At 36.1% G+C, this 21308-nt stretch carries 23 protein-coding genes and 1 pseudogene; 10 read left to right on the forward strand and 14 right to left on the reverse strand.

The window, feature by feature from the left end:
* Positions 1-50: 50 nt before the first annotated feature.
* The 3 genes from Ami3637_RS17220 to Ami3637_RS02670 all read right to left on the reverse strand — a co-directional run bounded on the left by Ami3637_RS17220 (position 51) and on the right by Ami3637_RS02670 (position 3587).
* Positions 51-782 carry an HD-GYP domain-containing protein gene (locus Ami3637_RS17220; RefSeq protein WP_243158084.1) on the reverse strand — a complete coding sequence of 244 codons (732 nt, stop codon included), beginning with the start codon at positions 780-782 and terminating at the stop codon, positions 51-53.
* A complete protein-coding gene (locus tag Ami3637_RS02665) occupies positions 779-2611 on the reverse strand; it encodes a PAS domain S-box protein (RefSeq protein ID WP_243158085.1) in 1833 nt (610 codons plus the stop codon). Before Ami3637_RS02665 ends, Ami3637_RS17220 begins: the two co-directional genes overlap by 4 nt.
* 256 nt (positions 2612-2867) lie before the next feature.
* Entirely contained in the window at positions 2868-3587 is a 720-nt protein-coding gene (locus Ami3637_RS02670) for a site-2 protease family protein (RefSeq protein WP_162361202.1), read from the reverse strand.
* A 147-nt stretch (positions 3588-3734) separates the two neighbouring features.
* Between Ami3637_RS02670 and Ami3637_RS02675 the strand changes: the two genes are divergently transcribed.
* Complete coding sequence (locus tag Ami3637_RS02675) at positions 3735-4073, forward strand: LysM peptidoglycan-binding domain-containing protein (RefSeq protein ID WP_162361203.1); 339 nt, start codon at positions 3735-3737, stop codon at positions 4071-4073.
* Positions 4074-4164: 91 nt separating this feature from the next.
* Here Ami3637_RS02675 and cls read toward each other — a convergent pair whose 3' ends face one another.
* From cls to Ami3637_RS02710, 8 genes are all read right to left on the reverse strand, one after another.
* On the reverse strand, positions 4165-5637 hold the full coding sequence (gene cls / locus Ami3637_RS02680; RefSeq protein ID WP_243158086.1) for a cardiolipin synthase: 1473 nt from the start codon (positions 5635-5637) through the stop codon (positions 4165-4167).
* Between the two features lie 13 nt (positions 5638-5650).
* On the reverse strand, positions 5651-7168 hold the full coding sequence (locus Ami3637_RS02685; protein ID WP_162361204.1) for a PstS family phosphate ABC transporter substrate-binding protein: 1518 nt from the start codon (positions 7166-7168) through the stop codon (positions 5651-5653).
* Positions 7169-7172: 4 nt separating this feature from the next.
* Complete coding sequence (locus tag Ami3637_RS02690) at positions 7173-7427, reverse strand: hypothetical protein (protein WP_162361205.1); 255 nt, start codon at positions 7425-7427, stop codon at positions 7173-7175.
* Between the two features lie 204 nt (positions 7428-7631).
* The gene (locus Ami3637_RS02695) at positions 7632-7922 is read right to left on the reverse strand and encodes a hypothetical protein (RefSeq protein WP_162361206.1); all 291 of its coding nucleotides are present in this window, start codon (positions 7920-7922) and stop codon (positions 7632-7634) included.
* Positions 7923-7952: 30 nt separating this feature from the next.
* Positions 7953-8135, reverse strand: coding sequence for a hypothetical protein (locus Ami3637_RS17225; RefSeq protein ID WP_243158087.1), 183 nt, complete (start codon positions 8133-8135; stop codon positions 7953-7955).
* On the reverse strand, positions 8132-9322 hold the full coding sequence (locus Ami3637_RS02700; protein ID WP_243158088.1) for an MFS transporter: 1191 nt from the start codon (positions 9320-9322) through the stop codon (positions 8132-8134). The genes Ami3637_RS17225 and Ami3637_RS02700 overlap by 4 nt, the downstream gene beginning before the upstream one ends.
* A 60-nt stretch (positions 9323-9382) precedes the next feature.
* Positions 9383-10657, reverse strand: coding sequence for a sialate O-acetylesterase (locus tag Ami3637_RS02705; protein WP_162361207.1), 1275 nt, complete (start codon positions 10655-10657; stop codon positions 9383-9385).
* A 147-nt stretch (positions 10658-10804) separates the two neighbouring features.
* Complete coding sequence (locus Ami3637_RS02710) at positions 10805-11641, reverse strand: chemotaxis protein CheW (RefSeq protein WP_162361208.1); 837 nt, start codon at positions 11639-11641, stop codon at positions 10805-10807.
* A gap of 232 nt (positions 11642-11873) precedes the next feature.
* Here Ami3637_RS02710 and Ami3637_RS17230 point away from each other — a divergent pair, with 232 nt between their 5' ends.
* The 9 genes from Ami3637_RS17230 (at position 11874) to Ami3637_RS02745 (ending at position 18585) form a co-directional block, all read left to right on the forward strand.
* A complete protein-coding gene (locus Ami3637_RS17230) occupies positions 11874-12119 on the forward strand; it encodes a hypothetical protein (protein ID WP_243158089.1) in 246 nt (81 codons plus the stop codon).
* Positions 12098-12874, forward strand: coding sequence for a sigma 54-interacting transcriptional regulator (locus tag Ami3637_RS17235; RefSeq protein WP_243158090.1), 777 nt, complete (start codon positions 12098-12100; stop codon positions 12872-12874). Before Ami3637_RS17230 ends, Ami3637_RS17235 begins: the two co-directional genes overlap by 22 nt.
* An 11-nt stretch (positions 12875-12885) precedes the next feature.
* Complete coding sequence (locus Ami3637_RS17240) at positions 12886-13248, forward strand: AAA-type ATPase lid domain-containing protein (protein ID WP_456298127.1); 363 nt, start codon at positions 12886-12888, stop codon at positions 13246-13248.
* 340 nt (positions 13249-13588) lie between these two features.
* On the forward strand, positions 13589-14932 hold the full coding sequence (locus Ami3637_RS02720) for an amino acid permease (RefSeq protein WP_330586906.1): 1344 nt from the start codon (positions 13589-13591) through the stop codon (positions 14930-14932).
* 26 nt (positions 14933-14958) lie between these two features.
* Positions 14959-15888, forward strand: coding sequence for an agmatinase (speB, locus tag Ami3637_RS02725; RefSeq protein ID WP_162361209.1), 930 nt, complete (start codon positions 14959-14961; stop codon positions 15886-15888).
* Between the two features lie 142 nt (positions 15889-16030).
* Positions 16031-16288, forward strand: coding sequence for an ArsR/SmtB family transcription factor (locus Ami3637_RS02730; protein WP_162361210.1), 258 nt, complete (start codon positions 16031-16033; stop codon positions 16286-16288).
* A gap of 131 nt (positions 16289-16419) precedes the next feature.
* Positions 16420-17433 carry a permease gene (locus tag Ami3637_RS02735; RefSeq protein WP_162361211.1) on the forward strand — a complete coding sequence of 338 codons (1014 nt, stop codon included), beginning with the start codon at positions 16420-16422 and terminating at the stop codon, positions 17431-17433.
* A 10-nt stretch (positions 17434-17443) separates the two neighbouring features.
* The gene (locus Ami3637_RS02740; RefSeq protein ID WP_330586788.1) at positions 17444-17854 is read left to right on the forward strand and encodes a thioredoxin family protein; all 411 of its coding nucleotides are present in this window, start codon (positions 17444-17446) and stop codon (positions 17852-17854) included.
* Positions 17855-18075: 221 nt separating this feature from the next.
* A complete protein-coding gene (locus Ami3637_RS02745) occupies positions 18076-18585 on the forward strand; it encodes a prolyl-tRNA synthetase associated domain-containing protein (RefSeq protein WP_162361212.1) in 510 nt (169 codons plus the stop codon).
* Positions 18586-18769: 184 nt separating this feature from the next.
* On the opposite strand, the gene Ami3637_RS02750 is transcribed toward Ami3637_RS02745, so the two are convergent.
* The 3 genes and pseudogenes from Ami3637_RS02750 to speB (Ami3637_RS02755) form a co-directional block, all read right to left on the reverse strand.
* Complete coding sequence (locus Ami3637_RS02750; RefSeq protein ID WP_408609062.1) at positions 18770-19591, reverse strand: stage IV sporulation protein A; 822 nt, start codon at positions 19589-19591, stop codon at positions 18770-18772.
* A gap of 6 nt (positions 19592-19597) precedes the next feature.
* Positions 19598-20247, reverse strand: a pseudogene (locus Ami3637_RS19050) (stage IV sporulation protein A); the annotation flags it as partial.
* Between the two features lie 108 nt (positions 20248-20355).
* Positions 20356-21306, reverse strand: a complete 951-nt coding sequence (speB, locus tag Ami3637_RS02755) for an agmatinase (protein ID WP_162361213.1) — start codon at positions 21304-21306, stop codon at positions 20356-20358.
* Positions 21307-21308: the final 2 nt, after the last annotated feature.

Raw genomic sequence — 21308 nt, forward strand, 5'->3', positions numbered from 1 at the left:
AAGATATTATAAGAAAAAATTTTTTTATAGGGGCACTGATTAATAAGTCTTCAGCTTACATTTTCTTTTCTCAGAATCTTTATAAATATTTCTACAATGTTCGGAGCAAACTGTCCTCCGGAATTACGCACAAGTTCTTCTATTGCTTGTTCTCTGGTAAATGCTTTTCTATACACCCTGTCATTGGTCATTGCATCAAAAGCATCGGCTACTGCCAATATTCTGCAGCATATTGGGATCTGTTCCCCCTCAAGGCCCTTGGGATACCCTTTACCGTCCCAGTGTTCATGATGAAATAAAATATAATCTGAAACCAGTGAAAGCTCCGGAGTGTTCTGAGTGATACGATACCCGATTTCAGAATGTTTTTTCATTTCATTCCATTCTTCCGGGGTTAGGGCACCAGGTTTTTTTAGTATGCTCTGATTTATTCCAACTTTACCTATATCATGTAACAAAGACAACAGGGACAATTCATTCATGGTTTTATCTGTCAGTTTTAACTCCCGGCCAATGGCCTTGCAGTAAAGTGAAAGTCTCCTTGCATGCTCTTCTGTTTCCATGCTCTTTTCATAAAGAGTAGCCAGTAATGTGTTGATAATGGCATTTCTATAACTTCTTCCCTCTAATAGTTTCTGATGGTACATCCATTCTTCTGCCTGACGGATTACACAATCAAGATTCTGATCTTTTCCAGTTCTCTCCGCACACCCTAAGGAAACACTCAGTTGTAAAGTACCTGCCCTTTTCCTCATAAATTTTTCATTTAGTTCTTTAATCATTTTCTCCGCATAATGGATATCTGAATTAGGGAAGAGCAGCAGGAATTCATCTCCCCCCAGCGAGCTGCAATATCATGTGCTCCGCAGGTTTCTTTAAAAACCTCTGATACTTTTTTCAGTAATTCATCCCCAGTCTCATGACCGAAAACGTCATTTGTAATTTTCAGTCCATTTACATCTCCCATGATGACAGAAATAGGGATACTTTTATCCATGTCCAGCCTTAGAATCTCCTCTTCAATAAAACGGCGGTTATATAGCCCGGTGAGAGCATCGTGATAACTTAGAAAAATTATTTTATTCCGTTGGGCCTTTTCCAACCTGATATCTCGAAATACCATAACCACCCCAAAGATTTCCCCATTTTCATTTTTAATTGGCGCAGCACTGTCGGCAATTGTAATCCTTTTCCCCTTTTTATTAATTAAAACGGTATGATTGACAAGGCCAATTATTTTACCTGTCTCCAAAACTTTTTTTATAGGGCTTTCTACAGGTTCGCCCGTCTCTTCGTTTTTCAGTATAAAAACATTTTCAAAATCCATTCCTCCAGCTTCTTCACTGCTCCATCCCACAATCTTCTCTGCCACTTTATTCAAAACTGTTATTTTACCATTGATGTCCGTTGTAATAACACCATCTCCAATTGACCTCAATGTTGTATCAAGCAACTCCTTTTCATGAAACAATCTTTTTCTGTATGTTTCCCGATCCGTTACATCATAAATAATAGAATAAAGCTGAGGTTCTTCCCGTTCTCCAATAGGACAGGAATACACTTCCACAAGCCTGATTTCCCCATTTCTCAAGCGGTGAGGAAAGATAAAATGCTCTTTTTTACGTTCAAAAGCAGACTTCCTTAATTTAGCTGTTTCTAATGCTGGAAGCATGTTAATTTCCTGTATATTCATTCGTAATAATTCCCACTTTTCATACCCATAAAATTCGCATGCTGCAGGATTGGCATCCAGGATTTTCCCAGTAACCGGATCAATAATCAGCATCTTAGCATTATGATCTCTGAACATGGCCTGTAGCCTGTTCAAGGTAGCGAGATGGGTTTGCTGGAGTTCTTTGTATTCCGTTATGTCTTTCCGTGAGACAATGATATATTGGTGTTCTGATGCAATAGCAATGGAGAGACTGGTTAAAAAGTTATACAATTTTCCATTGGTATATAAGGTTTCTTCTGTGATAAGGTTCTTATTTTGTGTGATTGGCCGTAAATAGAATTCGTTGAGATTTTTGCCCACATCTTCACCCCAAACCTCAATTGGCGTTTTACCTACGATGTCGTTGTTCCGCAGGCCTGTTACTTTTTCATGGGCAGCATTTAGAAAGATATAGTAAAAGTTGTCGTTTTTATATTCTGCCATGAACATGGCATCCTGAGTGCTGTTAAACACAAAATCAAGGTTATTTCTTGCATCTTCCAGCTCTTTCTTTTTTTGCACCACTTCGTTCAAAATGGCTTTTTCCTTTGTAATATCTCTTAGAATTACTGCAAACACATCTTTGTCAATCATAAAGGCGTCAAGGTGAAACCATATTTTTTTCTGATTGAAATAAACTTCTTTTTGCTCTGCTTTCTTAAATCTTCTTAATCCGTCATATAAATCATGACAGTCTAAAAGCATCTCTTTAAAAAAACTGTTTACACTTTTACCTGTCAGGTTTTTTTGATTTACTTCAAATGTAGATTCAAAACGGGGATTTAATTCAAGAAAAATGCAGTCAACTACGTTACCTTTTTGATCATAAACAAACTGATTGCAAGATAATGCATAAGGAAACTGGTGGATAAACAGATTTGACAATCTCTCCATCATTTTTAATCATCCTCTCTTTTCTTCATTTGCAAGCCATACATATTCTGTTTTAATCATTATTAACTGGGGTTAACGGTAATGCAATATAAATAGAAATTTTTACCAGATAATTGTTCTATTATTATATTCCTAAGTGCATTTCGTGTCAATAAACAGAGGACAAAGTATATTACATACATTTTTTGTATAAAAAAGGCGAAAATGATTTTCAGTCATTTTCGCCTTTTTAGACTTTATTTAATTAACTTAGTTTCTTTTAAATAGAAAATATACCCATGATTATTTTAAAACAGATTGACACCAATGGGTTCAGCACTATATCTGTAACATTGAGCATGATTAAAACCATTAAAATAAGAAAACCCTTATCATAAATTTGATAGTAAAATGCTTTGCTTCTAAGATTGAACAACTCCGTAGCAATACCAAACCCATCAAGAGGCGGTATAGGCAATAAGTTAAAAATCATCAGTACAAGATTTATCACTATAATGTTTACCAGTATCTTCTGTACAACAACACCCATATAGGAATATGCAATAAATGAGCCTGCAAAAGTAAAAAATAATTTGAAGATTCCAGCAGCTGCAATTGCAATAATAAGGTTCATGACTACACCTGCCACAGATACAATCAGTTCATCCCTTCTTGGATTTTTGAAATTTCTAGAGTCAATCTGAACAGGGATTCCCCATCCAAACCCTGCAACCATAAGGCACAGAAATCCAAAAGGATCCATGTGGGCCATAGGGTTTAATGTGACACGTCCCTGATATTTAGGGGTCATATCCCCCAGCTTATGAGCAGCAATTGCATGGCCAAACTCGTGGAACGACAGACCAATTACAATAGCTGGCAGGGACAATAGCATATTCATCAGCCAATCCAGTGGATTAGAAAATCGCCCGCTGGTAAATGACATCACTGCCATAATAAGTATTAAAATTAAAAAAGTTGGATTTACAAATCTTCGCAAAATATTATCATCCTTTCAATTATCCAAGTACAATTCAAAATTATACTTGAACATTTTATCACAAAATGCCGTTCATGCAAATAGTATATAGTATATGAAATTGTGCAAGGGGTGAATTGAAGTAATATGAAAAGGAAATGTTATTGTATGGATGTGTATACGATCAAACCAGGTGACACACTTTATTCTATTTGTAAAAGCTACGATGTATCTGTCTGTGATCTGATGATGGCAAATAAAATCAGAAATCCATACAATTTAAGAATCGGAACAAAAATCTGCATTCCTAGTGATACAGATCCTACGGAAGCCATGGAACCTACAGAGCCAGCTTGTCAGGGTACATTATACACAGTAGAAAAAGGGGATACCTTATATATGATTGCAAAAATGCACCGGGTCTCGCTAAACGCTATTATGGAGGCAAACCCTGATATTGATCCATATAACTTAAGGGCGGGGATGAAACTCTGTATTCCTAAATAAGAATACCATACTTAACCCAAGGGGCTGTTGCAAAATAGTAAATATGCCTATAGTTTACTATTTTGTAACAGCCCCATCTTTCTAGTGCATCTTATAATATGTCTGTTAAAAGCCGTGCAACTGATTCTTTGAACTTTATTTTTAAGCCTCTTTCCATATAAAGTTTTTTTGTAAGTTCATGGCAGTCTTTCATATCTTTTTCAAAAATTTTCTGCATTTTCCGAGCTTCTTTTTCGTCAAATATAAAGGCATTTGCCTCAAAATTTAATCTGAAACTCCTTACATCAAAATTGGCAGAGCCTATGGATGCCACTTCACCATCTGCCACCATAGTTTTAGCATGGAGGAATCCTTTATCGTATACAAACACTTTTGCCCCCGATTTAATTAATTCTCCCGCGTAAGCGTAAGTAGCCCAGTATACAAACATGTGATCTGGCATACATGGTATCATAAGTCTTACATCTACACCAGACTGTGCAGCCATTTTTAAACATTCCAGTATACTGTTATCCGGTACGAAATACGGAGTCTGAATATAAATATTTTTTGTTGCAGAGGTTATCACTTTCATATAACTACGTTTTATCTGTGATTTTCCTCCGTCGGGTCCGCTGGATACTATCTGGACACCAGTACATCCTTCCTTAATGATATCGCTGTAATATGCCTCAGAAAGAATTAACTTTTCTTTGGATGCGAAACGCCAGTCCATTAAAAATCTAGCGTTAATATCCTGGACACAGCCTCCTAAAACTTTAAGATGAGTATCTCTCCAGTATCCGAATTTTTTCTTCTTGCCCACATATTCTTTGCCAATATTAAATCCCCCAATATATCCTATCTCACCATCAATAACCACAATCTTTCTATGGTTCCTGTAATTTAATTTTAAGTTCAAGAATTTTAGTTTTGGGGGGAAGAAGAAAGATACATGTCCTCCTGCAGACACAAATTCCTTTATACAGGGAGTCCTTCTGGATAGCTGTCTTCCTCCCATAGCGTCGATAAGAAGTCTTACTTCGATTCCCTGTTTAACTTTTTTCGTCAGAGACTTAATCAGTATTCTCCCAATCACATCATTTTTTATAATGAAATACTGGATATTAATTGTATTCTGAGCACCTCGTATGTCATTTAAAAGCTTTCTCAACATATGCTGGCCATCTGTAAGGATTTCAATTTTGTTATCCTGAGTAAAATAGGCCTGCCCATACACCTGATTTAGCCGAATCATATCTTTCCAGTATTTGGCTGATCTTGTAGTAAAAGAATATTCCCCATCTTTCATCTCCTGAATCTGGGTTTGGAGAGAAGTATTTATAATTTCTTCCTCATATCTGGTTAATTGAAAAATTTTCTTTCTGGAAAGGTTCTGGGAAAATAAGAAATAAAACAGAATGCCCACTACTGGCAACAAAAATAGTATCATAATCCATGCTAATGTTGCCGATGGATTCTTTCTTTCCAGGAAAATAATCGTAAATGCAATGACCATATTGACAATAAATAATGCTGCTAAAAAATAGGGTATACTGCTCAGAACAAAATAAAATAAATACAATACGGTCACCCCTTTATTTATTATTATGCCTTATAAAGCCCTTTTCTTCTGCCAGTTTCTGTCCATCTTCGCTTAATACCCATTTAATAAATTCTAATTTCATCATCTGAGTGTCAGTCTGAAAGTCAGTTCCTGCAGTCTTAGTGTCCTCATAACTTGTTGCATTTTTTTCAGTTGTAACAATTGCATAAGTATAAGTAGTCAATGGATATTGAGCATATCCAATGGTTTTTTTATTAGGTTTAACGCCATTAACCGCAATCAATTTAACATCATTACTATTTTTTGACTTTGTCATGTAATAATAATAGGAATAACCGATTGCTCCCTTTTCTGATGAAACTTTCTTAATTAAACCTTCTGTGTCCGAAATCTTCATCTTGTTTGGAGCCTTCATTATCTGCTTTGCTTTAATCACGTATGTATACATACCCTGTTGTCCACCAGTATTTTCATCCCGCTGATATGCAACTATAGGTTCATTTTTACCCCCCAGTTCCTTCCAGTTGGTAATAGTTCCTGAATAAATACCATATAACTGAGGCATGGTTAATTCTTTTACCGGATTATCCTTATTAACTACGAATACAAATCCACCATTTAAAACCGGCACCGATTGCAAAGCTAATCCAGCCTTTTTAGCCATTTTCTTTTCTGCATCTTTTGGCTCAGTAGCAAAAATAACCTGCTGATCCCCTTTAATTAAACTTGTGTAAGCATCCTCAGTATTTGCAGTACTGCAATATTTTTTAGCTTCTTTATCACTTATTTTTAAAAACTTTGTTAACGCAACTGAATAATAATCTTCCACCGAGGAGATTCCACCAATGTTTATGGTTTTACTTTGTTTGACCGCTCCCTCAGTTGTTGTCTGGGTCTTCTTCTCTGTTGCCTTTTTAGCAGCCGTTTCAGACTTACTGGTTTTCTTTTCAGTCTTGCTGGTTTTCTTTGTTGACTCTTGTTTATTCAAAAAAGGAATTTTGCTTGTAACGGCAGAAACTGCATCACCTGTTGCATTCATTAATTTAGGTCCAAACTTAATTCCTGTAAATACAAGTGCTATTACAATCAGCAGAATTAATACAGGGGGCAAAAGTTTCTTTATTTTCTTTTCCCTGTCCAATTTTTTCTGTAAAGGTGTACGTGCTGCCAGTTCAGCTTTTTTCTGCATTTTTTCTGCTTGTATTTTATCCTTTTTTTCCTGTTTCTTTATTTTATTGGCCTCACTTTGCTCCTTTTTCTTTTCTTTCTGTTTAAGCTTCTTCTCTTTTGCTTTTATTTTGTTAGAAGCTTTTTTTTCCTTTTCTTTTTCTTTTTTTGAAGCTGCTTTCTCTTTATTTTTATCAGCCTGTTCTGCCCTTTTAACATCCGCCTCTGCCTTTCGCACTTTGGCATTGGCAGCCTTTTCTACCTTTTTCTTATATTGAATGGCTTTTTGCTCAGGGGTTAACTTGGGCTTTTTGTCCTTCTTTTTTTTACCTATTTTTCCAGAGGTCTCTTCCTCTATGGCATCCTTGCTGTTGTTTGACATCGTGTTACTCTCCAATTATATTAACTGCTGCAAAAATAAGTTTATGACCATCTTCTATTAATTTAGTTTCACATATGTATCCTTCTTTTAAGTTCCACACTTCAGCAGCTGGTTCTTTCTCCTTATTCAGAAATGGTATCTTTGACTTTATACTTTCAGTAATCTTAGCCAGATGTTCAGGGATATTGGCCTTATCCATCAGGGTTGGCCCATATTTTATTCCCCCTAATACTAAACCAACTAAAATAAGCAAAATCATAAGCCTGAATAATATCTTTTTTCTTTTTATTCGCCTGTCAATTTTCTTTTGTAGGGGGTGCGTGCTGCCATTTCAGCTTTCTTCTTCATCTTTTCAGCTTTTTCTTTGGCTTTTTCTTCCCGTTTCTTCGATTTCTTAGCTGCTTTCAGGGCTTTTTTCTTTTCTTTATTCTCGATTTTCTGTTCTTCTTTTTTATTATATCAGCTATCTTTTTTCTTTGATTTTTTCTTTATCTTTTACTTTTTTCTCGGCTGCTTTTTCTTTATTTACTACGGCCTGTTCAGCTCTCTTTATTTTTGCTTCTGCATTTCTGACTTTTGCAGCAGCTGCTTTTTCCACTCTTTGCTTCTTTTTTAAAGCTTTATCGTAAGAAGATGGTTTAGCTTTCGCTTTTTTATCCTTCTTTTTATCTTTCTTTTTATTCTCTTTACTCTCAGAGTTTTCTTCCTCTGTTACATCTTTTGTTGCATCCTTGCTGTTTTTGTTTAACATCATGTTACTCCCTAAAATAAAATGTTCTGTCCACTACTTCCTTTTTAAAGAAAAAAAAGTTCCTATAACACAAATTCCAGTAAATATAATAAAAGACATATGCATTGTCTTTATTAACACCTGAGGTTCTGCTTCAGATAAAGCTGTGGCTCCCATATTGATCCCCACTACAAAAGTTACAATCGCCATACTGGAAGTATGGCCTATGGTCCTCATGGTTGCCAATATAGAAGAGGCCACACTATAATCCTTTTTTCTACGCATGCCATGACTGCATTTGTATTAGGTGATGAAAAAAATGCAAAGCCAACACCAGCTACAACTAAAGCTGTAATAATACTCCATAGTGGGAATTTCTCTGATAAAAAAGAGAAAAACAATAAACATACCGAACACAGTCCCATGCCAAAGGAAGCTAACTTAAATGGCGAAATCCTGTCTGACAATTTCCCCGCATAAGGGGACAGCAACGCCATTATTACTGGCTGTGCCACTAAAATAATACCAGCAGACTGAGAATTATATCCCATGACTACCTGTAAATAAATTGACAATAAATAACTAATAGCAAAAGTTGCCCCATAGTTAAGCAACGCTGCTATATTTGAAAATGTATAAGACAGGTTATCTGAAAATAACCTTAATTCTACAATTGGATTTTTAGTCTTTAATTCGTATTTACCAAATATAATGCCTGCAACAATGCCAATGGGTAACAAAATCTTTGCAAGCATATTGGTGGAAAAAGCAGACAACCCATATAGGAAACAAACAATCATTGTAATGTAAAACACATTTCCTACAAAATCATTATCGGCTTTTTCGGCTTTTTTCTTGTCTGCAGGAAGATTCTTTGCTGCTATGATAAACACTGCAGCACTTACTGCAAAAGTCAGAATAAATATAGAACGCCAGCCAAAATAGTGGTTAAATAATCCTCCTATAACAGGCCCGGCTGAAAGTCCGATATAGGTTGATGCGGTAGAATACCCCAGAACTTTCCCCCTGGAGTTTTCAGGAAATGCACTGATAAGCATTGCTATATTTGTACTGAAAATCATTGCAGCTCCAAAACCCTGAAGTGCTCTTAAGGTTAAGATTATTTTTATATCCCAGGCAAAAGCTGACGCAAGAGAACATAATGCAAAAATAAAAATACCTGCGACTAATACTTTTTTCCTGGACGTGATATCCGCAATTCTGCCAAATGGCACTGAAAATGCTGCTGATGCCAGCATATAGGAGGTAACTATCCACCCCACTAAACAGGCACTGACACTAAATTCTGAACCAATAGCCGGAACAGATAAATTCAATGCACTTCCCGTAAATGTTGTTATAAAAGAGGTTACTATAACCACAATTAACGTGGCTCTTTGTTTTTTATCATATAAAGTATTCATGTTCATATTATGCACTTTTCATAAGAAATAATAAATTAATTTATATATTTCCCTTTAAAATCAGTAATTACCAGTTACAGAATCAATACCTTCCGTATATGCCTTGACAATAGTTCTGGCTGTTTCCTCACCCAGTAGATTGTCCCCTATTTGTGAATAATGCAGATTATCAAACCGCATTTTACCGTTTTCCACGGTGAAATGATCTGATGATCGTGTTGCTATAGCAATATCCTTATTTTCACTGGCCAACTCCTCCTGAGCTTCAGCAGAATTTGGGAAAATGGTCCTAACTTTTATGATAAATCCATATTTAAACCCATAGTCAGGACTGATTAACATTTCATGCAATCTCATATAATCGTTCTTGTATACTCCAATGTCTGTGTCCGGATCGGATTCACCCTGAGCCCAGATATAGCTTTTTATACGGGGTTCGTAACGGCTTTGGAATTTATCGTCATTGATATACCGTTGTATAATCTGCCATACTTTACTTATATATTGATAAGATTCCCCATTAAGAGGCAAAAATGTTTCCATCTTTCTGCCACTTACACCTGCATTTACCATTAAAACCTTTTCGCCAGTCAAATCATATAAGGTTTTACCAAAAGAAGCTTCCAGATTACCACGCTGCATAGCTCCATTTTCATCATTCATGGAGCAGATCTCCACTCCTCCTACCAGTTCACTGTAATGATATGCTGTCCCTGGTTTCGTTACCGTAGCCAGTTCAGGTTCGGCATAGTAATATGAAGCATTACTTTGACCCGTTATGAGATAGATATCCAGGGGTGCCTTTACGGTTCTGCTTATAACCAGTTTTTCATCGTGTTCACCGTCTGTTGCAGTAATAACTGCACCATCATCACTGACACCTACGATTTTCACATTTCCCAGTTTGTCTACCTGTGCCACTTTAGGATTGCTACTGGAAAACTTGTTGGCTGCAATTGTTTTAGGAATAAACTTATACCTGTCATCATATTGCAGTTCAAATCCCAGAGAAGCGTCTTTTATGAAATGTATCACATAATACTGGTTATCAGTATGGACTTTTGCCAGAGCATCTTTACATCCATCAGGAAATACTGCCTGTACTACATCTGCCCCTTTACACTTCAACTGTGGCACCCGGGGTCTTCCCTCCGGCAATCTTACAACCAGACTGTTATCCTCTGCTATTTCTATCCTATAATGATTATCGTCAACTTTTATTAATTCATTAATCTTATTTTCTTCAGACTTACTGCATCCTGTTATAAAAATTACTATAAAAATTAAATTAAGTAATATAAATACTAAACTCTTTGTTCTTCTGCTATTATTCATCCTATTATTCCTTTTTTCTAGTATAAACCAATTTATATTATACCAATTTTCTACAAAACAGTAAAGTCTATAGTAAAACTAATATAAAGTAAAAAAACTATTTCAATCTAACAGATTAAAACAGTTTTTTAATATTCCCTTATATATCTAAAATAACTTTCCAAATAAAGCCTCTTTATCCAGAACGAATATTTCCCCATTGATATGTACCGATTTGGCTACATGGTCAATGCAAGAACTGGAAAATGCAGAATCAAATAAACTTTTTGATTCCACAGTCTGTAAAGATTCAACCGAGTTCACTTCATCTACTAAGAGTCCCATCATTTTATTCTGCTCATTTGAAATCACCACACACATTTCCTTATATCCACTCTTATACAGGTCCTTCATATCATCCATCAGCTGTAATATTTTGGGCATAAGTTCCTGTGATGCCTGGTTCATGAGTTGTTCCTGCTTTTCGCCGCGTTTTTCTGCATCCTGCATATCTTTGCACGCAAAAACTTTTTCTGCTGTAGCATGCAGATTTTTATGAGGTTCATCTATCTTTTTTAAATCAAATAAAATCGACTGATTGTTGCTGTGATAATGATCATACCATTTTCCAAAGGCGCATTTATGGGGGTCTGTAGCCAGTTTAAACTCATCTCCTTCATGTACACACCTTTGCAGTTCCTGAACCCATCTTTCATGATCACCTTTACGCAACTCCATCATTTCACAGAATTCCTCATGTTCCTGCTCAAAAGAAATGACTCCAAGTACATTCCTTAATTCCAAAAGAGGTACCACCGCTCCTCTGAAATCAATTACTCCCCTTACGTAACTGGAATACCCGGCCATCTGTGTGGTTTCCATATCAGCCCTGAATATCCCTAAAACGTTCTGGCAGTTCACAGCAAAATTTTGTTCTCTCAATTTTACAATCAGCCATACATCTTCGTTTTCGTGTTCTTCAACAGGATTTTGTTCTAAAGTCATTTCAGTCTCCTTATTTCATCTTAGTTATATCTTTTTCCTTTTCATTTTATCAATCTATTTTTAAAAGTTCAATATTTTTACATAATTGTTCTTTAGAAAATAATCTGAACCATCTAAAACTGCCCGGTAATTTTGTATCAGACTTGCGCTTTAATATGCTATAATGTTAAAAAGTAAATTCCTTAACAGAAATACTATTTCTAAAGACATTTAAAAAATGAGGTTATGGAAAATGTTTGTAAAAAATATTGAATTTATGGCTAGTATATATGATAAATTAGATGCATTACTGATAACCAACAGAGCCGGAATTGTGGAATACTCCGCAAGATTTGATTTTCAGGATAACAGCATAAAAAATGAAGGTTATACAGGAAAAAACGTCTTGGAAGTTTATCCTTCGCTCTCAGAAGAAACCAGTAGTCACTTTCGTGTTATGAAAACAGGGTGCCCATCGTGGATGAAAGGCAGACACTGACTGATTTAAATGGTCGTTCCTTTACTTTTTTCAGTTCCACCTATCCCATCGAATATAATAACGAAATTATCGGTGCAATTGAAGGCAGCGTGTTGTTGGCTATTGATGGAATACCCCTGAAAAAGGAAAATCCTGCACAGAAAATGCATTCCAGCAAAGGGTTATACTGTCTGGATAATATCATAACAAATAACAGTAGGATGGAACTGCTAAAAGAAAAAGTCAGAAAGGCTGCTGAAAATGACTCTTCAGTCATGATTATAGGTGAAACAGGAACTGGGAAGGAACTGATTGCACAATCCCTTCACACTCATAGCAAGAGGAATGGAAAACCATTTATTTCACAGAATTGCTCTGCCATTCCCATGAATCTTTTGGAAAGCTTGTTATTCGGCGCAGTAAAAGGAAGCTATACCGGTGCAGAAGATCACAAAGGCTTGTTTGAACTGGCGGATCATGGTACCTTATTTCTGGATGAGCTTAATTCCATGGATATTTCCTTACAGGGAAAAATATTAAAAGCAATTGAAGAAAAAAAATTCAGGAGAATTGGAAGTAATAAAGAAAAAACAGTGGACGTAAGGGTTATATCAGCAATGAACCAGGAACCCATTGATCTGATTCAAAGGAATGAATTACGCAGTGATCTGTTTTACCGCCTCGGTGTGATACAAATTCATATTCCACCCCTGCGGGACCGCAGAGAGGATATCCCCTCCTGGCTAAATATTTTATTAATCAGTTTAATCAGGTAAGCAACAGAAATATCACAGGAATAAGCGATATTGTTGAAAAAACATTTATGAATTATGATTGGCCCGGCAATATCAGAGAACTCCGAAATGCTATTGAATATGCTTTCAACTTTATTTCAGGTACAACCATTACTTTAAATGATATTCCAGAATTGATTTTATATAGTAATAAGCATCTAACTAAAGAACCTGGGGACATTATGATAAATTCTGGGCATTTTGACCTGCCTTTAGCCCAGATGGTGGAGGAATATGAAAAGGAAATCATCAGAAATGCTCTGAAGACAGGCGGTAATGTAACCAATGCTGCAAGATTGCTTGGCACCAGCAGACAGGCACTCCAGTATAAAATAATGAAATATCACTTAAATTAAAATTAAAAACAAAATTTTTTGCGTTTTGCAGGCAAAGGATTTTGTTTTTTGCTTTTTTGATTAAAGTTCGTAATTTCTTGTTGAAAAGAAATTAGAAAAAACCTTGTATGTCACAGCAAAACTGGAAAATTATTTAATTATAGCTAGGATGGCACGTGAATTGCACTATTATCTGTTGTACGTACATTAACATTTGCATTTTATAGCTTAATTAAAGAAAAGAGGTGACTATATTGTCTGATAAAGGACAATTAAAAAGGCAGATAACCATGAGGCAGTTATCTAGAATTACTTTAGGTGGTGGTATTGGAACGGGACTGTTTCTGGCCAGCGGGCTTTAATAGGTGGCGCAGGCCCGGGAGGTGCACTGGTTGCATATGCAATCATAGCAGTTATCGTATATTTTTTAATGACCGGATTAGCTGAAATGACTTCCTTTATGCCAGTTTCTGGAGCATATGCAGCACAGGCTACTAAATTTGTAGACCCTGCATTTGGGTTTGCCGTTGGATGGAACAGCTGGTTTGGATGGGCAGTTACAATTGCAGTGGAATTGCAGGCAGGAGCAATCCTTATGGGATTTTGGTTCCCTGCTGTGCCAAGTATTGTGTGGAGCGCATCCCTGTTAGCAGTGTTGCTGACTATTAACCTGATTGGAGCTAAAGGTTATGGTGAAACAGAATACTGGCTGTCATCTATTAAGGTGGGCTCTGTAATCATAATTATCATTGTTGGATTCTTAATGATATTTGGAATTCTGGGTGGTCAGGCCACAGGCACCTATAACCTCACTGTTGGTGAGGCGCCTTTTGTTGGTGGAATTTCTGGGATGTTTTCTGTATTTCTAGTAGCAGGATTTGCTTTCATCGGATCAGAAATGTTTGCAATTACTGCGGGTGAAGTGGAAAATGCAGAACAAAATATACCCAAGGCTGTGAAACAGATTATATGGCGTCTTATTATTTTTTATATTGTAGCTACTTTTGTTTTAAGTACAGTGATTCCTTATGATAATCCAAATTTATTAAATAGTAGTGTTGACAATGTAGCAATAAGTCCATTTACGATCCTTCTGTCAAAATCTGGTATTCCTTTTGCTGCCCATCTTATGAATGCTATTGTACTGGTTGCAGTACTGTCGGTGACAAATTCGGGACTTTTCTTAACTTCCAGAATGCTGTTTGCCATGGCAAATTCACGCAAAGCCCCTAAATTATTTGCAAAGACAAATAACAAAGGAGTACCGGTTGCTGCAATCCTGTGTTCTGCTGTATTCGGGTGCTTATGCTTCCTGAGCTCCTTCGTTGGATCAGGAAAGATTTATTTAACACTGTTGAATATGTCTGCTCTGAATGGGTTTTTAATGTGGCTTGTTATTACAATTTGTTATTACCGATTCAGAAGAGGCTATATCATTCAGGGATATAAACTGGAAAACCTTACTTATACAGCAAAGTGGTTTCCATCAGGTCCGATTTTTGCCATGTGCGCCATTGGCATTATTGTAATCGGCCAGGATATCGTACTCTTTACAGGAGATACCATCGACTGGTTCTCAGTTATTTCAATTAATTTATGTCTGGTATTATTTGTTGTACCATATTTTATTTATAAGATTAAATACAAAACAAAAATGATACCTTTAGATAAAATTGATTATTTAAATAAAGAAAGTGTATTCTAAAATTATAATAAAATGGAGGTAATGAAATGTTAGAAAAAGATCAATTTGCAAAAGACAGTGGAGCATGGTGTAATTTAAATCACCCGGAAATGTCTGAAAAAGAGTCAGACTTAGTTATTTTTGGGATTCCATTTGACAAAGGAGTCAGTTATCGTGCAGGAGCATCAAAAGGGCCTTCCGTGTTAAGGGAAAATACGTTTTGCTCAACCCCATATACCGAGCAATTTGAAAGTTTTGCCCGTTTAAATGTACACGATGCGGGAGACTTCAAGGGCAACAACAGAGACGAACTATTTGAAGAGATTACAGATTATGTATGCCATCTGGTAAAAAATAATATCTTTTTTACTGCTGTGGGAGGAGATCACTCTGTAACCATTCCCATTGAAGCTGGCATAGACAGAGCTTTAGATGAGCAATTCGGCATCATTCATATTGATGCACATTTTGATTTGTGTGACACTCTTAATGGAGATTTCCTCTCCCACGGTTCTGTTGAAAGAAGAGCTTTGGATTTAAAAAATATTTCAGGTACTGATAATTTGTACTTCGTAGGCATACGATCCATTGAACCAGATGAATTCGCATTTAAAGAAAAAAATCATATTAATGTGCAAAGTGCATTCAACTGCCATAAGCTTAGTATTGAAAAAGTTGCAGAGGATGTTGTGGCTAAAATGAGCAAATTTAATAAAGTGTACATAACCCTTGATATTGACTGCCTTGACCCTGCCTTTGCTGCAGGAACTGGAACTCCTCAGTTTGGCGGCCTTTACAGCAGGCAACTCCTTGAATTGCTTGACATTTTATTTAACAAACTCAATATCATTGCATTTGATGTTGTTGAAGTGGCCCCAGAATTGGATCCATCTTTAACTTCCATGTTTGCAGCACGGAGAATCATAACAGAATGCTGGGGACACTATGCAAGAAAAATAGGTAAAATAGGAGAATAAAAATATATCTCCAAAAGCCAGCGTCTCAGGATGCTGGCTTTAATTATGTTTTGATTTAAAAATTTGCCAAATAACATATTGACGTTTTTCGATTTAATGCATATAATAACCATATAATTGATACAAATGAGGGGTGGATGAATTGGGTAACGTATACCAGGAAAATGCAAAGGTATTTAAAGCTTTTTGCGATGAAAACCGTTTAATGATATTAGAGTTATTGCAAAGTGGTGAAAAGTGTGCCTGCAGATTACTGGAGGATTTACATATCAGCCAGTCAACCCTATCCCACCATATGCGTATTTTATGTGATTCAGGGATTGTGCAGGGCCGTAAGGAAGGCAAATGGATACACTATTCCATCAATATCCAAGGTAGTGAACATGCAAAGTACTACTGAATCAACTTACTAAAATAAATGGAAATAGCAGTGATTGCTGTTGATAGTAAGGCCATCTTTTTATGATGGCTTTTCATCAAAACAACATATCGATAATTTTAGAAATATCAATGTATAAAAGAGGGGATTTTATGAAAATAATTGAAAGTATCTGGCTTTTTTTTCAGAATCAAATACTGGGAATGAAATGGATTAACAGCCTTATAGGGAAAGGCCTTTCTGCTTTAGGCTTTGACCTTGACAAAACATTAGGTGGCAGTTTGCAGTTTTTTATTTATGATACGATTAAGATTTTTATCTTATTATCGATTCTTATTTACATCATTTCATATATTCAGAGCTACTTTCCACCAGAGCGTACTAAAAGGATTATAAGTCGGTTTCATGGAATTACAGCAAATATGCTTGCTGCTTTACTTGGTACCATAACTCCTTTCTGCTCCTGTTCTTCCATTCCTCTTTTTATTGGGTTTAGCAGTGCAGGACTTCCTGTTGGAGTTACATTTTCCTTTCTCATTTCTTCACCAATGGTTGATCTTGGTTCACTGGTTTTACTTATGAGCATATTTGGAACCAGAATTGCTCTCGCTTATGTGGTAATTGGACTTATCATTGCTGTAATCGGAGGCACACTCATTGAAAAATTTGGCATGGATAAATATGTGGAGGAGTTTATTAAATCTGCCGGAAATGTAGACATTGACAGCCCAGAACTCACAAAAAAGGAACGTCGTATATATGCTAAAGAACAAGTTCTAGCAACTGTAAAAAAAGTAGCCCCATATATTTTCATTGGCGTAGGTATTGGAGCTGTCATTCATAATGCTATTCCTCAGGTATGGATTGAAACGATACTTGGCAGCAATAATCCGTTTTCTGTTATTCTGGCTACTATTGTAGGAATTCCAATGTATGCGGATATTTTTGGAACCATTCCAGTGGCAGAAAGCTTGTTTGCAAAAGGTGCCGGCCTGGGAACAATTCTTTCATTTATGATGGCGGTTACTACATTATCATTACCATCTATGATTATGCTTCGTAAAGCAGTAAAACCTAAGTTGCTGCTGGTATTTGTAAGCATTGTATCAGTTGGTATTATTCTTAATGGTTATTTCTTTAATGCATTTTCATTTTTATTTGTTTAAGGAGGATTTAATGATGGGATTGTTTGGTTTTGGTAAAAACAAGGAAGTTAAAAATAATTGTGATTGTGGTTGCTCTTCTGACAGGCACAAAGTATCTGCAGAAGATAGCAGCTGTTGCTGTGGTGGTGATTGCAATGCAGAAACAATGGCTGCCGCAGAAATCAAAAAAACAGCAGGTTCATCTGTTAAGGTTCTTGGCAGCGGATGTGCAAAATGTAATCAGCTCGAAACTGCAACAAAGGAGGCTCTTGAAGAACTTGGCATGGATACTTCCATTGACCATGTGACTGACTTTGTACAAATTGCTTCATATGGAGTAATGACTACCCCTGCCCTTGTAATAGACGGAAAGGTGGTGTCCTTTGGAAAGGTGTTAAAAAAGGATGATGTTATTAATATTTTAAAGAAGGTCAGAGTTTAACGAAGAACCGTGCAGTAACAGATGAGTCAGGAAGTGATTATTCATATTACAAAAAAGCATAGGCCATATAAAATGGATATATGCTTTTTTTGTTTTGTTGGCTGTTATTACTTTCTCTTTAAATTCCCAATTGATTTAGTAATTATGATTTCATTTGTTTACTTTTTCCTAAATATAGAGTATCCTATTTGAAAAATATACGATTTAGGAGGCTTTTAAATATGGATTTGTATACAAAAGTTGACGAGAAGTTGAAAGAATTAGGGATTACTTTTGAAATAGTGGAACATGAACCTGCATTAACTACAGAACAAGCAGACAGCTTTATCGAAGGAATTGAAGGTGTTAGAACAAAAACAATGTTTTTAACAAATAAGAAGAAAACAGCCTTCTATCTTCTAATTATGGATGATAAGAAAAGACTAGATATGAATCAGTTTAAGGAAATTGTAGGCGAAAAGCAGGTCAAAATGGCATCTTCAGATAGCTTATTTCAAAAAATGATGCTTCCTCCTGGAGTTGTCTCACCATTTGGCCTTCAAAACAACGAAGACCATGATATAAAGGTATATTTTGATAAGGAAATAATGCCAGAGAAAAGAATGAGTTTCCACCCAAATACAAATAAAAAAACAATTTTCATTGAATCTCCAGATCTAGTAAAGTATTTAAAAGCTATTGGTTACGAAGCAAATATTATCCAACTGAATGCTCCTGAAGATGTTGATTGAGAATAAATAATTAAATCCCAAAAGCATATTCCTTTTTAAAAGGAGTACGCTTTTTATAATGGTTATTATAAATTTTACCATCCATTAAAAATTATAAACAATAATAAAAAAGATACTATATCCGTAAATACAGTATCTTTTTAGGATTTAACCTATATAAATAATAACGTGCTTTTTTTAGTGGTTATAATATTATGCAAATAAAGTAGTCTTTTCCTTCATCACTGATTTTCTGAAGGGACTTCTGCACTTTACCTCTGATGTGGTCAGGAACATTTGACAATTTATTCTCCATCTGTTCTGTAACCATTTCCTGCAGGGATTTTCCGAATATATTAGTTTCCCAGATTTTTGATGGTTCACTTTCAAATTCAGTAAGTAAGTATTTGACCAGGTCTTCAGACTGCTTTTCTGTTCCCACAATCGGAGAAATTTCCGTTGAAATATTAGTTTTAATAATATGAAGGGACGGTGCTTTTGCTCTCAGACAAACACCATATTTGTTTCCTTGCTTAAATATCTCCGGTTCATCCAGAACCATTTCTGACAGTTTAGGCTGAACGATTCCGTATCCGCTTTCTTCCACCTGTACCATGGCATCTTTCAATTTATCATATGCCTTTTTAGAAGCTGCAAACTCTTTCAAAAGTTCAAAGAATTCATAGTCATTTTTAACTGGCTGTTCCATCATCTCTTCAACAACTTTATAGAACAGACCACTTACCATTTCAACCTGGACATCTATATCTCCAGTTCCAAGATCCATATTTGTAATGGTAATTCCTGAAATCAACTGTCCATCTTCCAGGGTACCAATGGACTGTTTTACCTGTTCAACATTATCCAGTTCCTTAATCCAATCCTTAATTCCAGATATAATTGCCGCTTTAATCCAATGCTCTTTCGTAAGTCCTTCCACAAATCCTGGGAAATAGAAATTAATCTGTGAAGCCGGGAATTGCATCAATGCGTCTGTAAGAATCTCCTTTACAGTAGCTTCACTCATTTTAGCACAGTTTACTGCTCTGGCATGCACATTAAACTTGTTTTTTAGTTTTTCCACTACTTCACTGGCTGCTTTACCTGATGGTTCAGTACTGTTTACAATTACAACAAACGGTTTTTTCAGTTCCTTTAGCTCTCTTATAATCCGTTCTTCTGCCCCCAGATAGGCTTCTCTGTCTATATCTCCTATAGTTCCATCTGTTGTTACAGCAATACCTATAGTCGAATGGTCCCGTATTACTTTTCTGGTTCCTACCTCTGCTGCTTCTTCAAAAGGCATTTTATTAGCACTCCAAGGGTACTTACCATGCGTGCTTTACCTTCTTCAATATGCCCAAGTGCTCCAGGTACCATATATCCAACACAGTCTACCATACGCATCTTAAAATTCATGTTTCCTTCCAACTGAAAAGGAACTGCCTCCGCAGGTACAAACTTAGGTTCTGTAGTTGTAATGGTTTTACCAGCACCACTCTGTGGCAATTCATCTTGCAACCGCTCTTTTACATATGTGTTATCAATGTTAGGCACTACAAGCAAATCCATGAATCTTTTAATGAAAGTTGATTTACCGGTTCTGACAGGACCTACAATGCCAACATAAATGTCGCCCTGCGTCCTTTCCCAAATACTTTCATATATGTTCAAATTCTCCATAAAAAATACCCCTTCCGTACAATACTGATACAATATATGAGAGGGGTATCCAAGTTATTCTATTTTATTTTGTGATTCCTTCCATTCCCATTACTTTTTTAGCTTATCTTATATTTCTAATTCTTCCTTTTTGCTGTGAACCTTATTTAAAGCAATAAGCCCTAAAAATTCCTGAATAATGTTGGCTGCTAAAAATGAGGTGATTTGATTAGGGTCATAGGCAGGAATCACTTCAACCAGGTCAAATCCAACAAAGTTTATTTTTTTAGTCTCCCTGAGCAAATATAAGGTTTCACTACTTGTAAACCCACAAACTTCCATGGTTCCTGTCCCCGGTGCATATGCTGGATCAACAAAATCAATATCAAAAGTTAAAAAAGCTTTTTTCTCTCCAACTCTTTCTCTAATCTGTTTTCCCACACTTTCAAGCCCCTGCTCTCGTATCATATCTGCAGTAATCACTTTAAATCCGATATCTTTAAATGTTTTAAAGTTACTTCTTATTCCAACTTGTATAGAATGGCTTGTATCAATCAGCCCCTCTTCCCATGCCCGCCTGAAGGAAGTGGCATGACTGTACTTTTCCCCCAGATAAGAATCAATCGTGTCCATATGTGCATCAAATTGTACAAGCGCAACAGGTCCATGTTTTTTTGCCACTGCTCTTAGTTCAGCTAATGTAATAGAATGATCTCCCCCTATTGAAATTGGTATCACATTATCATCCACGATAGGTTGCATCCCTTGCTCTATTTTTTCATAAGATTCTTCTATATATCCCGGTACAATATTAATATCTCCTAAATCAACCCCTGATAGTATATCTGGTATATTTAATCCGAAACCTGAATGATAAGACCTGATAGTCACTGACATATCCCTTATAGCTGCTGGTGCAAATCTGGAGCCTGTCCGAAAAGTGCTGGCAGTATCAAAGGGAATTCCAATAATCGCAAAATCAACGTCCTTTGTTGTCTGTATGTTTGGCAATCTCATGAAAGTCTTAATTCCTGTAAAACGAGGCCCATTTAAAGAGCTGATGGGCTTATAACAAACCATTT

Source organism: Aminipila terrae, from assembly GCF_010120715.1.
GTDB classification, from domain to species: Bacteria; Bacillota; Clostridia; order Peptostreptococcales; family Anaerovoracaceae; genus Aminipila; species Aminipila terrae.

Coding starts and splice junctions, on each gene's coding strand:
- speB (WP_162361213.1), bottom strand. CDS start 21,306: ATGGTTTGTTATAAGCCCATCAGCTCTTTAAATGGGCCTCGTTTTACA.
- Ami3637_RS17220 (WP_243158084.1), bottom strand. CDS start 782: ATGATTAAAGAACTAAATGAAAAATTTATGAGGAAAAGGGCAGGTACT.
- Ami3637_RS02665 (WP_243158085.1), bottom strand. CDS start 2,611: ATGATGGAGAGATTGTCAAATCTGTTTATCCACCAGTTTCCTTATGCA.
- Ami3637_RS02685 (WP_162361204.1), bottom strand. CDS start 7,168: ATGTCAAACAACAGCAAGGATGCCATAGAGGAAGAGACCTCTGGAAAA.
- Ami3637_RS02675 (WP_162361203.1), top strand. CDS start 3,735: ATGGATGTGTATACGATCAAACCAGGTGACACACTTTATTCTATTTGT.
- Ami3637_RS02700 (WP_243158088.1), bottom strand. CDS start 9,322: ATGAATACTTTATATGATAAAAAACAAAGAGCCACGTTAATTGTGGTT.
- Ami3637_RS02740 (WP_330586788.1), top strand. CDS start 17,444: ATGATGGGATTGTTTGGTTTTGGTAAAAACAAGGAAGTTAAAAATAAT.
- speB (WP_162361209.1), top strand. CDS start 14,959: ATGTTAGAAAAAGATCAATTTGCAAAAGACAGTGGAGCATGGTGTAAT.
- Ami3637_RS17230 (WP_243158089.1), top strand. CDS start 11,874: ATGTTTGTAAAAAATATTGAATTTATGGCTAGTATATATGATAAATTA.
- Ami3637_RS02735 (WP_162361211.1), top strand. CDS start 16,420: ATGAAAATAATTGAAAGTATCTGGCTTTTTTTTCAGAATCAAATACTG.
- Ami3637_RS02745 (WP_162361212.1), top strand. CDS start 18,076: ATGGATTTGTATACAAAAGTTGACGAGAAGTTGAAAGAATTAGGGATT.
- Ami3637_RS02705 (WP_162361207.1), bottom strand. CDS start 10,657: ATGAATAATAGCAGAAGAACAAAGAGTTTAGTATTTATATTACTTAAT.
- Ami3637_RS17225 (WP_243158087.1), bottom strand. CDS start 8,135: ATGAGGACCATAGGCCATACTTCCAGTATGGCGATTGTAACTTTTGTA.
- Ami3637_RS02695 (WP_162361206.1), bottom strand. CDS start 7,922: ATGATGTTAAACAAAAACAGCAAGGATGCAACAAAAGATGTAACAGAG.
- Ami3637_RS02710 (WP_162361208.1), bottom strand. CDS start 11,641: ATGACTTTAGAACAAAATCCTGTTGAAGAACACGAAAACGAAGATGTA.
- Ami3637_RS02690 (WP_162361205.1), bottom strand. CDS start 7,427: ATGATTTTGCTTATTTTAGTTGGTTTAGTATTAGGGGGAATAAAATAT.
- Ami3637_RS02750 (WP_408609062.1), bottom strand. CDS start 19,591: ATGAGTGAAGCTACTGTAAAGGAGATTCTTACAGACGCATTGATGCAA.